The 14,451-nt window shown below is 72.9% G+C and carries 11 protein-coding genes; 3 read left to right on the forward strand and 8 right to left on the reverse strand.

Annotated features, from left to right (window positions below; all coding sequences use genetic code 11):
* Positions 1-45: 45 nt before the first annotated feature.
* The 3 genes from ACH4D5_RS02740 to ACH4D5_RS02750 form a co-directional block, all read right to left on the reverse strand.
* Positions 46-1,203 (reverse strand): serine hydrolase domain-containing protein, encoded by a 1,158-nt coding sequence (locus ACH4D5_RS02740; RefSeq protein WP_398297812.1) that lies wholly within the window; start codon positions 1,201-1,203, stop codon positions 46-48.
* A 109-nt stretch (positions 1,204-1,312) separates the two neighbouring features.
* Positions 1,313-3,133, reverse strand: coding sequence for a TIGR03767 family metallophosphoesterase (locus tag ACH4D5_RS02745; protein WP_398297813.1), 1,821 nt, complete (start codon positions 3,131-3,133; stop codon positions 1,313-1,315).
* A 255-nt stretch (positions 3,134-3,388) separates the two neighbouring features.
* Positions 3,389-3,853, reverse strand: a complete 465-nt coding sequence (locus tag ACH4D5_RS02750; protein ID WP_398297815.1) for an NUDIX hydrolase — start codon at positions 3,851-3,853, stop codon at positions 3,389-3,391.
* Positions 3,854-4,158: 305 nt separating this feature from the next.
* On the opposite strand from ACH4D5_RS02750, the gene ACH4D5_RS02755 reads away from it, so the two are divergent.
* Entirely contained in the window at positions 4,159-7,443 is a 3,285-nt protein-coding gene (locus ACH4D5_RS02755; protein ID WP_398297817.1) for a S8 family serine peptidase, read from the forward strand.
* 67 nt (positions 7,444-7,510) lie between these two features.
* On the opposite strand, the gene ACH4D5_RS02760 is transcribed toward ACH4D5_RS02755, so the two are convergent.
* Both ACH4D5_RS02760 and ACH4D5_RS02765 read right to left on the reverse strand, forming a co-directional pair.
* Positions 7,511-8,269, reverse strand: a complete 759-nt coding sequence (locus ACH4D5_RS02760; RefSeq protein ID WP_398297819.1) for a hypothetical protein — start codon at positions 8,267-8,269, stop codon at positions 7,511-7,513.
* Complete coding sequence (locus tag ACH4D5_RS02765) at positions 8,266-8,799, reverse strand: RNA polymerase sigma factor (RefSeq protein ID WP_398297821.1); 534 nt, start codon at positions 8,797-8,799, stop codon at positions 8,266-8,268. Before ACH4D5_RS02765 ends, ACH4D5_RS02760 begins: the two co-directional genes overlap by 4 nt.
* A gap of 197 nt (positions 8,800-8,996) precedes the next feature.
* Here ACH4D5_RS02765 and ACH4D5_RS02770 point away from each other — a divergent pair, with 197 nt between their 5' ends.
* Positions 8,997-10,013, forward strand: coding sequence for an aspartate-semialdehyde dehydrogenase (locus tag ACH4D5_RS02770; protein ID WP_398297823.1), 1,017 nt, complete (start codon positions 8,997-8,999; stop codon positions 10,011-10,013).
* Between the two features lie 33 nt (positions 10,014-10,046).
* Here ACH4D5_RS02770 and ACH4D5_RS02775 read toward each other — a convergent pair whose 3' ends face one another.
* Positions 10,047-11,261, reverse strand: coding sequence for an MFS transporter (locus tag ACH4D5_RS02775; RefSeq protein WP_398297825.1), 1,215 nt, complete (start codon positions 11,259-11,261; stop codon positions 10,047-10,049).
* 124 nt (positions 11,262-11,385) lie between these two features.
* Between ACH4D5_RS02775 and ACH4D5_RS02780 the strand changes: the two genes are divergently transcribed.
* A complete protein-coding gene (locus ACH4D5_RS02780) occupies positions 11,386-12,261 on the forward strand; it encodes a LysR family transcriptional regulator (RefSeq protein WP_398297827.1) in 876 nt (291 codons plus the stop codon).
* Between the two features lie 7 nt (positions 12,262-12,268).
* Here ACH4D5_RS02780 and ACH4D5_RS02785 read toward each other — a convergent pair whose 3' ends face one another.
* Positions 12,269-12,820 carry a DUF1203 domain-containing protein gene (locus tag ACH4D5_RS02785; RefSeq protein WP_398297829.1) on the reverse strand — a complete coding sequence of 184 codons (552 nt, stop codon included), beginning with the start codon at positions 12,818-12,820 and terminating at the stop codon, positions 12,269-12,271.
* 138 nt (positions 12,821-12,958) lie between these two features.
* On the reverse strand, positions 12,959-14,248 hold the full coding sequence (locus tag ACH4D5_RS02790; RefSeq protein ID WP_398297831.1) for a flavin-dependent oxidoreductase: 1,290 nt from the start codon (positions 14,246-14,248) through the stop codon (positions 12,959-12,961).
* Between the last annotated feature and the right edge of the window lie 203 nt (positions 14,249-14,451).

Below are 14,451 nucleotides of genomic sequence, written 5' to 3' on the forward strand. Positions count from 1 at the left end.
GGCTCCCGACGGCTCCCGGCGGCTCCCGACGGCTCCCGGCGGCCCTCAGTCACGTCCGCAGAATTCCGCCTCCATGACCGGGATGAAGTCCGCACCGGGACCGTTGAAGTTGAACGCCATCGCGTGGCGGCCGTCCGCCGTCGCCATGGCCACGGACTCCGAGCCGTGGATGTCACCGCCGTGGCCCCAGACGACCGTGCCGCAGGAGGTGGTGACGGGTTCGATGCCGAGGCCGTAGCGCCCGCCCGGCTGTCCCTCGCCCTTCGGGACGGTCGTCTTCATCTCGGCGAGCTGCTTCTTCGGCAGGAGCCTGCCGCGCAGCAGTGCCGTGTAGAAGCGGTTGAGGTCCGCCGAGTTCGAGATCATGCCGCCGGACGCGCCCGCCACGGACGGGTTGAGTTCCGTCACGTCGTGGTGCGGGGCGCCGGGTGCGTCGGAGAATTTCGTGTACGCCCGTGAGCTGGGCCGCGGCAGGGTCGGCTTCGTGGCGGGGGCCGACGTGGCGCGCAGGCCGAGCGGTTCGATGACGCGCCGCTCGATCTGCCGGGCGTACGGCGTGCCCGTGACCTTCTCGATGATCATGCCCGCGAGGACGTAGTTGGTGTTGGAGTACTTCCAGGCGGTGCCGGGGGCGAAGTCCGGTTCGTGGCGCATGGCGATGGCGACCTGCTGCCGGGGTGTCCAGGTGTCGTAGCGGTGGTCGAGGAACTCCTCGGTGAAGACCCGCTGCCGGAAGCCTTTATCGGCCGTGACGTTGAAGATGCCGCTGGTGTGGTTGAGGAGTTGGCGGACCGTGATGCGGTCGCCGTCGTGGCCGTTGCCCTCGACCACGCCCGGCAGCCACCGTCCGACCGTGTCGTCCAGGGAGAGCCGTCCTTCGGCGGCCAGTTGGAGGAGGACGGTGGCGACGAAGGTCTTGGTGATGCTGCCGACGCGGTAGTGGTCGTGGGCCCCACGCGGGGTATTCCGTGCCAGGTCGCCGGTGCCCGCGGCGGCGTTCCACGGGCCACGCCGGTCCGTGGCCTGCGCCGTCACCCCGGGGACGTCCTCGCTCAGGGCCGCCTCCATCGCGCGCAGGGTCTCCCGGTGCCGGTCCCCGCTCCCGGGGGCCGCGACCGCCGCGGGTGCCGCGAGCGCGCCCGCCACCGCCGCCGCGGCCAGCGCCGCCGCCACACCGGTCCGCCGTCTCCTGAGTACCGCCATGTCCGTACCGTCCCTCCGGTCGCCGCAGCAAGGGCTTCGCCGCCCTCGGCCGGTGGGACCCGTGGCCCGTGGCGGCGGGTTGAGCGGCGTCCCGGGGGTTGGGCGGGTTTCAGCCCTTCCGCAGCACCAGTTCGGTGTTGCGGTCGCCCGCCTCGCCGCCCAGCGCGGGCTTCGCGCCGGGCGCGTTGAAGGACAGTTCGCGGTAGAGCGCGGCCAGGCCGGTCTGCGAGAGGTCGGTGAAGTCCGTGCGGTGCGGGGCGGCGGACTCGATGAGCGTGGTGAAGACGGAGACCGTGCCGTCGTGGTTGTCGGCGATCTCCACCACCCGCGCGAGCTGCGGGAAGTCGATGTGCGAGGCGGTGGACACCTCCCAGAAGGACCCGTGCGGAGTCTGGTGCGGGGTGATCCTGTTCTTGTGGCTGTGGCCGTTGACCCAGGCGAGGACGGAGCGGTACCGGCCGAGCAGCGAGACGATCTCGTCGCCGCCGTGCCGGGCCTCGCCGGGGCGTGCCGGGTCGTGGCGGAGGTTGCGCATGGTCCTGCTGGTGTGGTGGCTGAAGACGACGACGTACGACGGGCCGCCGGCGCGCCGCTCGTTGGCCTTGAGCTCGCGTTCCAGCCAGCGGAGTTGGGCGGTGCCGAGGGAGCCTTCGTAATGGCCGCCGGGGTCGGTGGTGTCGAGGCTGATGCCGAGCACGTCGTCGCTGACGCGGAAGGAGTAGTACTGGGTGGCGGCGGCGAGGTTCTGCTGGGTGTAGCCGTGGCCGTGGGGGCCGGGGCCGGTGTGGGCGGGGTCGAGGTGCGCCTGGAGGTACTCGACGGGGGTGAAGGGCGCCCGGGACGGGTCAGGCGTGACGGACCGCATCCGCCGCTTCTCGCTCCGCAGGAGCTCCTTGAACTGCGCACCCTTGGGGTCGCGGCCCCTCTTGACCGCCTTCCAGAGGGCGGCCCCGCGCGACTCGTCCAGGGACATCAACTTCTTTCCCCCGACGGCGAAGTCGGTGAAGTACGAGTCCTTGGGCGACCAGCAGCCGCCGGGGAGCGCGTCGTGGTTGCCGACCGTGGAGTACCAGGGCAGGCCGAGGCCGGGGCTGTTGACCTCGCGGATCGCGGCGTCGAGGAAGCCGTGCAGGTGCGGGAAGCCGAGCCTCTTGTCGGCGTCGCGCAGGGCGTCGTCCGGGTGCCAGTACAGCTTCAGGCCGCTCGCCTGCACGCCCTCGTACCGGCGCGGGTCGCCCGTGTTGGGGGTGATGCGGCCGCCGTTCATCACCTTGAGAAACCAGTCGAGTTCGGCCTTGGAGTTGTTGTCGGTGTTGTCGCCGGTCGTCACGACGCAGTGCAGGGGCGCGCCGGTGGCGGGCGCGCCGCGCAGCGCGTTGACGCGTTCGACGAGGGCGACGGCGCCCGCCACGGACAGGGACTCGTGGGGCCGCCAGGCGCTCGCGGTCTGCGCGCGCAAGTACTCGTACCGCAGCGGGTGCTGGACGTCGACGAGGTGCAGGTCGGTGAATTGCACGAAGGCGGCGAGCGGGGTCCGCCGCTCCTCGCGGCCCGCCCCGGCCGCCGCGAGGTCGCCGCGCACGACGCGCGGCCACGCGGGCCCGTCGCCGAGCCGCCGGTAGCCGGTGGCGCCGTGCGGGGCGGCGACGGTGAGCAGGGTGGTGCCGTTCTTGTACGGCATGAGGGGCGCGGCGGGCGCGGGGCGGGAGCGCGGGACGGTGGCGTGGCCCGCGGGTGCGGCGTTCCCGGAGCCGGCGCCGGGTCCCATCGCGTAGCCGACGCCCGCGGAGAGGGTGACCGCTCCGGTGGCGGCGAGGAACGCGCGGCGGTCGAGTCGGGCGGCGGCGCCGGCCACGGCGGAGGCCGCGTGGGCCGTCGCGCCGGCGGTTGCGGTGACTGTTGCGGTGGCGACAGAGCGTATGCGCGGCATGCGCGGTCTCCCCGAGTGCGAACGCGTCGGCAGTGGTCGCGGTCGCCCCGGCCCGACTTGCGGCCTGCGAACTTCCGCTCGTACTGGATCGTTGGCATCCGGAATGGCCTGTGCGTGAACGAGACGGCAACGGGCAGCGCCGATCACCGTACGTGGATCACCCGGCACCCTGCGCGGTCATGCACTCCTCTCCGACCGGAGAGGAAGCGGTCACTCCACGTTCACCTCGCGGGGAAGGGACGGCTCCGGAGGAGGTCAGCGCACCGGCCCCGAGGCGCGGCCGTGTCCGTCGGCCGGGCGGCGGCGCCACAGTTCCAGACCGATGTCGACGAGCCCGACGCGGTCGAGGTCCGGCACGCTCGCGAGGGGGTGCCAGGCCGCGAGGTCCGTGGACCCGTCGGTCTCGTGGCGCAGTTCGCCGCCGGTGACGCGCCCCTCGTACACGATCCGCAGTCCGTGGAAGTCGGCGACGGCGCCGAGCCTGCGCGGGTAGCGGCGGCGCAGCGAGTCGATGCCGAGGAGCGTGACGGGCTCGACGACATAGCCGGTCTCCTCGTCGGCCTCGCGGATCACGGTGTCGTAGGGGTCCTCCCCGTGGTCCATGCCGCCGCCGGGCAGCGTCCAGCGTTTGCTGCCGTCGCCCGCCACCCAGCGGGCCAGCAACACCTGCCCGTCGCGTACGCATACGGCGTAGGCCGCCACCCGGAGTTCCTTCTGCACGAGGTTGACGCTAGGCGGTTCTTCCTTTGCCCGTCGTTCATCTGCGAGTTCGCCGTGGCTTGTCGCGCGGTTCCCCGCGCCCCTTCCAGGGGTGCAACCGCTCCCCATGTCCCCCTATAGCCGCCCATGTCCTCGATGGCGCATGGCGGAATTGCGTCACGCCCTGATCACAGCTCGGACAACTCTCCCCAAACAGCTGTCACTTGCGTAAGGCTGAGCGGTCATCCGGCCCCGCATTCCGGAACTCTTCGGAAACCCGGGGCCGGGTCGACCCTCCTTCCCGACCTTCACGCACAGGGATGCCGATGCCCAGATCCAGTTCCAGCGCCAGACGCGCGCCCCGTCTCGCGATAGCCGTCGGTCTCACCGCCGCGCTCTGCGCGACCGGGGCCGTGCCCCTCGCCTTCGCGGCGGACGAGACCCCCGTCCCCGCCCCCAAGTCCGCGGGCGGCAAGCTCGGTCCGGCCGACGCCGACCTGCTCGCCGACGCCAAGGCGGAGGGCGAGAAGACCGTCACGATGATGGTGGCCACCGCGCCCGGCGCCACCGAGCAGGTCGCCGGCCAGCTCGACGCCGTCAAGGGCGGCTCGGTCGGCCGCACCTACGACAAGCTCGGCTACGTCCGCGCGACCGTGCCGACCGGCAAGGCCGACGCGGCGATCAAGTCGGCCGCGAAGCTGTCGTCGGTCCACGCCATCGACCTGCGCCACGAGATCGAGCTGGACGACCCGACCCCGGCCGCCGACCGCGCCGAGGGCGCGAAGACCGCCGCCCGCGGGACGTACCCGGGCCCGGACAAGAACACCCCGGCGGACAACCCGTACAACCCGGCCGCCGAGACGGGCGCCGTCGACTTCGTGAAGAAGCACCCGAAGGCGGACGGCCGCGGCACCACCATCGGCATCCTCGACTCCGGCGTCGACCTCGGCCACCCCGCGCTGAAGAAGACCACCACCGGCGAGCGCAAGATCACCGACTGGGTGACGGCGACCGACCCGATCGTGGACGCGGACGGCACCTGGCGCCGCATGACCAACCCGGTCACCGGCCCCACCTTCACCTGGGACAGCGAGACCTGGCAGGCCCCGGCGGGCTCCTTCCAGGTCAACCGCTTCCGCGAGTCGGCCACCACCGGCGGCGACGCCAAGGGCGACATCAACCGCGACGGCGACACCACCGACAGCTGGGGCATGCTCTACGACCCGGCCGCCGGCACCGTCCGCGTCGACCTGAACAACAACAAGGACTTCACCGACGACGAGGTGATGAAGCCGTACAAGGACGGCCACCAGGTCGCCTACTTCGGCAAGGACGACCCGGCGACCGACGTCGTCGAGCGCGTCCCGTTCGTCGTCGAGATCCGCAAGGACGTGCCGACCGACCCGTACGGCGGCGACTGGGTCGGCAAGAAGGCCGACTTCGTCAACATCGGCGTCATCGAGTCCGAGCACGGCACGCACGTCGCGGGCATCACCGCGGCCAACGGCCTGTTCGGCGGCAAGATGAACGGTGCCGCCCCCGGCGCCAAGCTCGTCTCGTCGCGCGCCTGCACCTGGACCGGCGGCTGCACCAACGTCGCGCTCACCGAGGGCATGATCGACCTCGTGACGAAGCGCGGCGTCGACATCGTCAACATGTCGATCGGCGGCCTGCCGGCCCTCAACGACGGCAACAACGCGCGCGCCGAGCTCTACACGCGCCTCATCGACACCTACGGCGTGCAGCTGGTGATCTCCGCGGGCAACTCGGGCCCCGGCGCCAACACCATCGGCGACCCCAGCCTGGCCGACAAGGTCATCTCGGTCGGCGCCGCCATCTCCAAGGAGACCTGGGCCGCCAACTACGGCTCCCAGGTGGAGCGTCCGTACGCGATGATGCCGTTCTCCTCGCGCGGCCCGCGTGAGGACGGCGGCTTCGCGCCGGTCATCTCGGCGCCCGGCTCGGCCATCAACACCACCCAGACCTGGCTGCCGGGCTCCCCGGTCGCCGAGGCGGGCTACAAGCTCCCGGCCGGCTACTCGATGCTGCAGGGCACCTCGATGGCATCCCCGCAGGCCGCGGGCGCCTCGGCGCTGCTGCTCTCCGCCGCGAAGCGCGAGAAGGTCGACCTCACCCCGGCGAAGCTGCGCACCGCGCTGACCTCCACCGCGGACCGCATCCGCGGTGAGCAGGCGTACGCCCAGGGCACCGGCCGCATCAACGTGGTCGACGCCTGGAAGGCCATCGAGGACGACGCGAAGGCCCACACGTACACGGTGAAGGCCCCGGTCGACACCGCCCTGGAGCAGGAGCTGAAGAAGCCCGGCACCGGCATCTACGACCGCGAGGGCGGCCTGAAGGCCGGCCAGAAGCGGACGTACGACGTCACGATCACCCGCACCTCGGGCCCGGACCGCTCCATCAGCCACGAGCTGGACCTCGTCAACAACCACGAGAAGACCTTCCGTCTGCTCGGCGACGACGACATCAAGCTGCCGCTGAACAAGCCGGTCACCGTCAAGGTCCAGGCGAAGGCCAAGTCCGCCGGCCTGCACAGCGCGATCCTCACCGTCGACGACGAGCGCACCGAGGGCATCGACCAGCAGGTCATGTCGACGGTCGTCGTCTCGGCGCCGCTCGCCAAGCCGTCGTTCACCTTCTCCGCCGAGGGCACGGTGCAGCGCAGCGCCCCTCAGTCCTACTTCGTGACGGTCCCCAAGGGCGCCAAGTCCCTTGAGGTCTCCCTCAGCGGCCTGAAGGACAAGAGCCAGACCCGCTTCATAGCGATCCACCCGTACGGCGTCCCGGTCGACTCCACCTCGTCGATCGTCTGCTACCCGAACTACGAGAACCCGGCCAACACCTGCCGCCCGGACCTGCGTTCGTACGCGGAGCCGCAGGCCGGTGTCTGGGAGATCGAGGTCGAGTCGCGCCGTACGTCGCCGCTGCTCGACAACCCGTACAAGCTGAACGTCGCCGCGCTCGGTGTCGACTTCGACCCGGCCGTGCAGACGCTGCCGGAGGCGAAGGTCGGCACGCCCGCCCCCGTCTCCTGGAAGGCCACGAACAACTTCGCGGCCGTCGACGGCAAGCTGAAGGGCGGCTCGCTCGGCTCGTCCAAGTCGGCGCGGCCCAGCATCAAGCAGAACGAGACGCAGACCACCGAGGTCGTCGTGCCCGCGGGCGCGGAGCGTCTCGACGTCGCCATCGGCTCCCCCGCGGACGTCGCCGCCGACCTGGACCTCGCCGTGAAGAAGGACGGCCAGGTCGTCGGTTCGTCGGCGGAGGGCGACTCGGAGGAGACCGTGAGCCTGAAGAAGCCGGCCGCCGGTACGTACACGATCGAGGTGACGGGCTACTCGGTGCCGTCCGGCTCGACCGCGTACGACTACCGGGACGTCTTCTTCTCGGACGCGCTCGGCCAGGTGACCGTCGACGAGTCGAAGCCGGTGAAGCTCGGCAACGGCGCCTCGGCGCAGGTCGAGGCCAAGGTCGAGGCGAAGGCCCCGGCCGCCGCGGGCCGTGAGCTGTTCGGCGAGGTGTCCCTGCTCAACGCGGGCGGCACGGTCGCGGGCAGCGGCAGCGTGAAGGTCGAGAAGGTCACGCCGTAACGGTGTGCGCCTGAAGTACCGCCGGTCGGGCTCTGCCGAGCCCGACCGGCTCTTTTCGTTCCCCGCATCATTCCCCGCAGCGGGTCTTCGCCGCACCCGGCAGGGCATTGAGGACCGTGCGGCGCAGGCTGTCGCGGTCCTTGCCCACGGCCCAGTTGTCGGGCTGGGCCGCGCCCCGGGGGATGGTGATCAGGACGCGGTCGCCGGCCTTCAGGCGCGGGTCGACGTCGTGGTCCATGGGGAAGGTGACGGTGCCGTCCCCCGTCCTCGGCTTGTAGTAGCGGGTCACGTCGAGCGTGACCCGGTCCCGCGCGGCGCCGGGCACCGCGTCGACCGCCGTGACCGTGCCCTCCACGATGAGCCGCGAGCACGCGACGAAGCCCTCGGGGGTGAGGTCCGCCTCCGCGGAGCCCCCGGCGTCCCCGTCCCGCTGCCCCTCCTGCTTCCCGTCCCGCTGCTGGCCGGACGCGGCGCCCTTCGCCCCGTCCGCGTCACTGCTCGTCCCCTGTCCGGCGTCCACCGCCAGCCAGCCGAGCCCGCCGACCACGACCGCGGCCACCGTCGCGGCGACCGCGCCGAGGGAGACCGTGAAGCGGTGCCGGGCCGCCGCGCGCGAGGGCCTGAGCGGAACGGCCTTCTCCGGCGGGGCGGGGCCGGCCGCCAGCGCGTCGCCCACGGCCCCGAGCCGCTCCCTCAGCAGGGCGACGTCCGCGACGGCCGCCGCGTGGGCGGCCGCGAAGTCGGGGTCGCGCAGCGCCTCCCCGGGCACGGGATCGTCCGTGATCGCGAGCATCAGCGCGTCGAAGTCCTCGTCCCGCACCGTCACACCACCTCCCCTTCGTGCAGCCGCGCCCGCAGGAGCCGTACCGCCGTGTGCAGTCTGCTCTTGACCGTGCCCTCCGGGATGCCGAGCTCGTCGGCGATGGCCCGGACCGGCAGGTCGGCGTAGAAACGCAGGACGAGGACCTGCCGCTGGGCGTCCGGCAGCTCGCCGAGGCCCTGGGCGACGGCCAGCGAGGTGGCCCGCGCCTCCGCGCCGTCCTCGTCGGTGGCTTCCCGCCACAGGACGGCGAGCCGCTCGCCGAGCCGCTCCTGCCTGCGCCGGGCCCGGTGCCAGTCCATGGCCAGGTTGGACGCCACGACGGCGGCCCACGCGGACACGTCACGCGGCGCCTCGTGCCCGTCCGCGGCCCGCTCCAGAAGCTTCAGCCGCACCTGCTGCACCCCGTCCGGCAGATCGGCGTGCGGCACCCCGCCGAGCGCGAGCACGGCCCGCACCCGGTCCTCCTGGGCCGCGTCCAGCGGGTCCGCTCCCCCGGCCCCCGTCTGCGCGCGGCGCGTTTTTCTGCGCAGCAATGTGCCCCTCCCCTCCCCGCGTTTCCCCTAGGACGCCCCGGGCGTGCGAAACGTTCACGGCGGCGCGCGGCGAATGTGGCGTCCCGCACCTCGGACAATGGATTGGACAAGGCGGCCCTGGACAGACGCATCATGGAGCCACCCCCCACAGACCGGCCGAGGTCACGAGGCCGCACGCACATATGGAGGACATCCCCGTGAAGGTCGGAATCGTCGGAGCCACCGGTCAGGTCGGCAAGGTCATGCGCAAGATCCTCGTCGAGCGGAAGTTCCCCGTCGACGAGCTGCGCCTGTTCGCCTCGGCCCGCAGCGCCGGGACGGTCATCGACGGCGTGACCGTCGAGGACGCCTCCACGGCCGACTTCACGGGCCTGGACATCGTGCTGTTCTCGGCGGGCGGCGCCACCTCGAAGGCCCTCGCCGAGAAGGTCGCCTCGCAGAGCGCCGTCGTGATCGACAACTCGTCGGCCTGGCGCCGGCACCCCGAGGTCCCCCTCGTCGTCTCCGAGGTGAACCCGCACGCGATCAAGGACCGTCCCAAGGGCATCATCGCCAACCCGAACTGCACGACGATGGCCGCGATGCCCGTCCTCAAGCCGCTGCACGCCGAGGCGGGCCTCGAAGCGCTGGTCGTCGCCACCTACCAGGCGGTGTCCGGCTCCGGTCTCGCCGGGGTCGACGAGCTCTTCGAGCAGATCAAGAAGGTCGGCGAGGACGCGCCGAAGCTCACCCACGACGGCTCCTCGGTCGAGTTCCCCGAGCCGGACAAGTACGTCGCGCCGATCGCGTACAACGTCCTGCCGATGGCGGGCTCGGTCGTCGACGACGGTCTGAACGAGACGGACGAGGAGCAGAAGCTCCGCCACGAGTCCCGCAAGATCCTGGAGATCCCGGAGCTGAAGGTGTCGGGCACCTGCGTGCGCGTCCCCGTCTTCACCGGCCACTCCCTCCAGGTCAACGCCCGCTTCGCGCGTCCGCTGAGCCCCGCGCGCGCCACCGAGATCCTGGAGCAGGCGGAGGGCGTCGTCGTCACCGAGGTGCCGACGCCGCTGGTCGCCGCGGGCAAGGACGACTCGTTCGTGGGCCGCATCCGCAAGGACGAGACCGTCGAGAACGGCCTGGCGTTCTTCATCTCCGACGACAACCTCCGCAAGGGCGCGGCGCTGAACGCCGTCCAGATCGCGGAGCTGGTCGCCGCGGAGCTCAAGGGCTGACGTCCTGTACGTCCCGCAGGGGGCGGTCACCCTTCACCGGGTGGCCGTCCCCTTCTCCTGTGTGGCCGTCCCCTTCGCGCACGCCACCGCCACCAGCGCGAGCCCGGCGAGCGCGCCGCCGAGCCACAGCACGCCACCGGCCCCGCGGCTGTCCGCGACCCGGCCGCCCGCGAAAGCGCCGAGGGCGATCGCCACGTTGAAGATGCCGGCGAAGAGCGCCGACGCCGCCTCGCGGGCGTGCGGGGCGGCCGCCATCACCCAGTTCTGGGCGGAGACCGAGACCCCGCCGTAGGCCAGGCCCCAGGCCACGAGCAGCGCCACCGACGCGGCGAGCGAGGCGCCCGCGGGCACCATGAGCAGCACCACGGCGCCGAGCGCGGCGCAGATCGCGAGCAGCGCCCTGCGCGGGTCGCGGGCCGCGACGGCGCCGCCCGCGAAGTTGCCGACGATGCCGGCTGTTCCGTAGGCGAGGAGCAGCCCGCTGACCAGTCCCGCGCCGATGCCGGGCACCCGCTCCAGGACGGGCCGGACGTAGGTGTACGCGGCGAAGTGGCCGGTGACCAGGAGGGTGACGGCGAGGAGTCCGGCCCGCAGCCTGCCGATGCGCAGCAGACCGGGGAAGGTGCCGAGCCTGACGCCCCGGTCCGCGGGGAGCCGGGGCAGGACCGCGACGAGCAGCCCCGCGACGGCGAGGGCGAGCACCGCGAGGGCCGCGAACCCCCAGCGCCAGCCCGCCAGTTCACCCAGGAGCGTGCCCGCGGGGACGCCGAGCACGGACGCCACCGCGATCCCGCTGAAGATGACCGCGGTGGCCCGCCCCGCGCCCTCCTCGTGGACGAGCCGCACGCCGAGCCCGGCGGCGATGGCCCACACGCCGCCGATGCAGACGCCCACCAGGACGCGGGCGGCGAGCAGGACGCCGAAGGCGGGCGCGAGCGCGGAGGCCACGTTGGCGGCGGCGAGCAGCGCCATCAGGACGGCGAGGACCGTGCGCCGGTCGGCGCGGCGCACAGCGACGGGCAGCAGCAGGGCGGCGAGCGCCGCGACGAGGCCGGGCAGCGTGACGGCGAGGCCCGCGGTGCCGTCCGAGACGTGCAGGCCGGCGCCGATCGAGGTGAGGAGTCCGACGGGGAGCATCTCCGTGGTGACGACGGAGAAGGTGGCGGCGGCGACGGCGAGGACGGCAGGACCGCCGCGCCGCCGCTGCAACGCGACGTCCGGTGTGGGGAGTTGTGTGGTCTGTGACATGGCATCCACCCTGTGGGGGTGCCCGCCGGGGAACAACGCGGAAGATCTCATCCTTGTATGAGCCGGGTTCATCGATCAGCGATGATCGACGACCGGGACGATCAAGGAAGAGGAGCCGCGCGCCATGAGCGGGAACGGGCTGGAGATCCGGGAACTGGAATGTTTCCTGGTGCTTGCCGAAGAGCTGCACTTCGGGCGGGCCGGCGAGCGGTTGTACGTCTCGCAGAGCCGCGTCAGCCAACTGCTCGCCGCCCTGGAGCGACGGATCGGCGCGCGCCTGCTGGAGCGTACGAGCCGACGGGTCGCACTGACCACACTAGGGGAACGCTTCCTTGCCGAACTCCGCCCGTCGTACGACGAATTGGCATCGGTGGTCGGGCGGGCCAGGGCGGCCGCGCGGGGCGTCGAGGGCACGCTGCGGATCGGCTTCCAGGGGACGGCGGACGACCGTCTGATGCGGGCCATCGCGGTCTTCCAGGAGCGGCACCCGGCCTGCGTCGCGGAGATCGTGGAGATCCCCTTCTCCGACCCGTTCGGGGCGGTGCGGCAGAAGGCCGTGGACGCGGCGATCGTGCTGCTGCCGGTCGCCGAGCCCGATCTGGTGCTCGGCCCCGTCTTCTCCAGCGAGCGGCAGACCGTCGCCGTGTCGGTGCGGCACGCCTTCGCGGGGCGCGAGTCGCTCGCGGCGGCGGAGCTCGCGGGGACGCCGCTGATCGCGGCGGCGGCGCCGGCGCCCGCGTACTGGCGCGAGGCACACGCCCCTTCCGCCGCGCCGGGCCCGGCGGTCCGCACGCTCCAGGAGGGGCTGACGCTGGTCGCGGCGGACCGGGGGGCGATGCTGCTGTGCCGTCCGACGGCGGAGTACCACGGCCGCAAGGACGTCGTCTTCGTGCCGGTGGACGGGCTGCCGGACTCGGTGCTCGGGATGGTGTGGCACCGGGACGGCGAGACGGAGCGGGTGAGGGAGTTCGCGCGGGCGGTGGCCGCGGACGAGGCCTGAGCCTCTGTCAGGCCCCGGCCGGCTCCGGCCTGCGCACCTCGAAGTGGAAGCAGCCGTACTCCACGGCGCGGACGTGCACGAGGGCGACCCGCGGGTCGGCGAAGGCCTCGGCGAACGCGGCGTCGAAGCCTCGCTCCTCGTCCTCGGGGATCTCCAGGAGGCGGCCGCCGAGGATGTGCCCCTCGGCGCTGTAGCGACGGACCGTGCGCAGCGCCCCGGCCCGCGAGAACGGATACCCGGCACGCTCCTCCGCCGGCCCCTCGCAGGGGTCGGCGTGGATGAAGACGGGCCCCTGCTCGTCGTAGGCGCCGGGGGTGGCGCCGGTCTCGGCGGCCCAGCGGCGCAGCGGCGCGTACGAGACGAGGGCGATGCGCTCGCCGGGCGCGACGGGCCGCAGACAGCAGCGGAGCGGATGGCCGCCCTCCGGGTCGACGTACGGGAGGCAGGGCCGCCCCGCGTCGTCGGTGACACGGAGCCGGGCGAGGACTTCGGGGGAGATGGGGAGGGGGGTGTAGGCGGTGGCTGTCGGGACCGTGGTCCCTGCGTGCGTGGTGTTCATGAGACGAGCCTCGCGCGGGGGACGGGCAGGGGGCTGGCGGATATCGGACATCGCGTTACGGCGACGCGTCACGGGTCACGCGTCATGAGTCACGCGTCATGAGTCACGCGTTACGGGCCGCGCATTACTGGCCACGTGTTACTGGCCGCCCCACCCCACCCCCCAGGACCCGCGCCCGTTCAGTTCCGCCACGTCCGCGCCCGTCGTTCTGCGGTACGCCGCGTCCAGTTCGGCCAGTTCCTCCTGGGTCAGGACGTCCTCCACGCGGTGGAAGCCCTCCGGGGCGCGCTCCGCGACGGTCTGGAGGATGCGGTCGGCCGGCATGTCGCGGTTGGCGAGGACGATCGCGTTGACGGTCTCCCGCCGTACCTCCTCGTACGCCCGCAGCCCCGCCTCCCGGTCCGGCGCGGTGTGGGCGAGGCAGCGGGCGAGGACGCGGGCGTCGAGGATCGCCTGGGAGCCGCCGTTCGACCCCACCGGGTACATCGGGTGCGCCGCGTCGCCGAGCAGGGTGACCGGGCCGCGGCCCCACCGGGGCAACGGGTCGCGGTCGACCATCGGGTACTCCAGGATGTGCCGCGTGGCGGCGAGCAGCGCGGGCACGTCCAGGTCGCCGATGCGCCAGCCCGTGTAGTGCGGCAGGACGTCGGAGAGCCGCCCGGAGCGGTTCCAGTCGGCGGGCCCCGCCATCCCGTGGTGGTGCGTCGGCGGGAACCGCACCTCCGCCACCCAGTTGAGCAGCGTCCTGCCCCGCTCCAGAGCCCGCCGGGAGATCGGGTAGACGACGAGCTTCGCGGTGGCGTTGCTGCCCGCCACCGCGACGGTCCGCCCGCCGAGCACCGGGTGCCACTCGGCGATGCCGCGCCACATCCGGATGCCGTTCCACAGCGGCGGCCCCTCGCCGGGGTGCAGCACGGCCCGTACCGCCGAGTGCAGCCCGTCGGCCCCGACCAGGGCGCGGACCCGCACGCCGTACTCCCGGGCGCGCGCCATGTCCCGCAGGATCACCCGGAGTCTGCCGCCCTCGTGCTCGGCGAGCCGGACGAAGGCGGTGCCGGTGCGGACCGCGTGGTCGCCGAGCCGCTCGCGGACCGCGTCGAGGAGGAGCAGCTGGAGGGCGCCGCGGTGGATGGAGTACTGGGGCCAGCGGTAGCCGAGGGCGAGGCCGCGCGGTTCGGCCCAGATGCGGTTGCCGTGCCGGTCGAAGTGGACCATCACGTCGGGCGCGACGGCGGTCGCCGCGAGCTGGTCGCCGAGTCCGAGCTCGGTCAGCTCCCGCACGGCGTGCGGCAGGAGGTTGATGCCCACGCCGACGGGCCGCAGCTGGTCGGTGGCGTCCACCACGCGGGTCTCGATGCCCGCCGCGTGCAGGCTGAGCGCGGCGGTGAGCCCGCCGATGCCCGCGCCCGCCACGAGTACGTCGGTCATGGCCGTCGGGCGGCGCGGCCGGTGGCGGCCGGTCTCTCGGTCCCCAGCATCTTCCGTGTCCCCCTGTGCTTCCTGACCGCCCTTGTGGCCGTGGTCTGCGGCCTGCCGGGACCGGTGCGGACGCGCGGAGCGTAGCCGCACCGCAGCGGGAGAACAATGGCCCGGGCGGCCATCCGGAGGGGCATGGAAGGATGGCCGGAAAC

This window comes from Streptomyces sp. NPDC018029, assembly GCF_044327655.1.
In the GTDB taxonomy this organism is placed as follows: Bacteria; Actinomycetota; Actinomycetes; order Streptomycetales; family Streptomycetaceae; genus Streptomyces.

Coding starts and splice junctions, on each gene's coding strand:
- ACH4D5_RS02780 (WP_398297827.1), top strand. CDS start 11,386: ATGAGCGGGAACGGGCTGGAGATCCGGGAACTGGAATGTTTCCTGGTG.
- ACH4D5_RS02755 (WP_398297817.1), top strand. CDS start 4,159: ATGCCCAGATCCAGTTCCAGCGCCAGACGCGCGCCCCGTCTCGCGATA.
- ACH4D5_RS02790 (WP_398297831.1), bottom strand. CDS start 14,248: ATGACCGACGTACTCGTGGCGGGCGCGGGCATCGGCGGGCTCACCGCC.
- ACH4D5_RS02785 (WP_398297829.1), bottom strand. CDS start 12,820: ATGAACACCACGCACGCAGGGACCACGGTCCCGACAGCCACCGCCTAC.
- ACH4D5_RS02775 (WP_398297825.1), bottom strand. CDS start 11,261: ATGTCACAGACCACACAACTCCCCACACCGGACGTCGCGTTGCAGCGG.
- ACH4D5_RS02740 (WP_398297812.1), bottom strand. CDS start 1,203: ATGGCGGTACTCAGGAGACGGCGGACCGGTGTGGCGGCGGCGCTGGCC.
- ACH4D5_RS02745 (WP_398297813.1), bottom strand. CDS start 3,133: ATGCCGCGCATACGCTCTGTCGCCACCGCAACAGTCACCGCAACCGCC.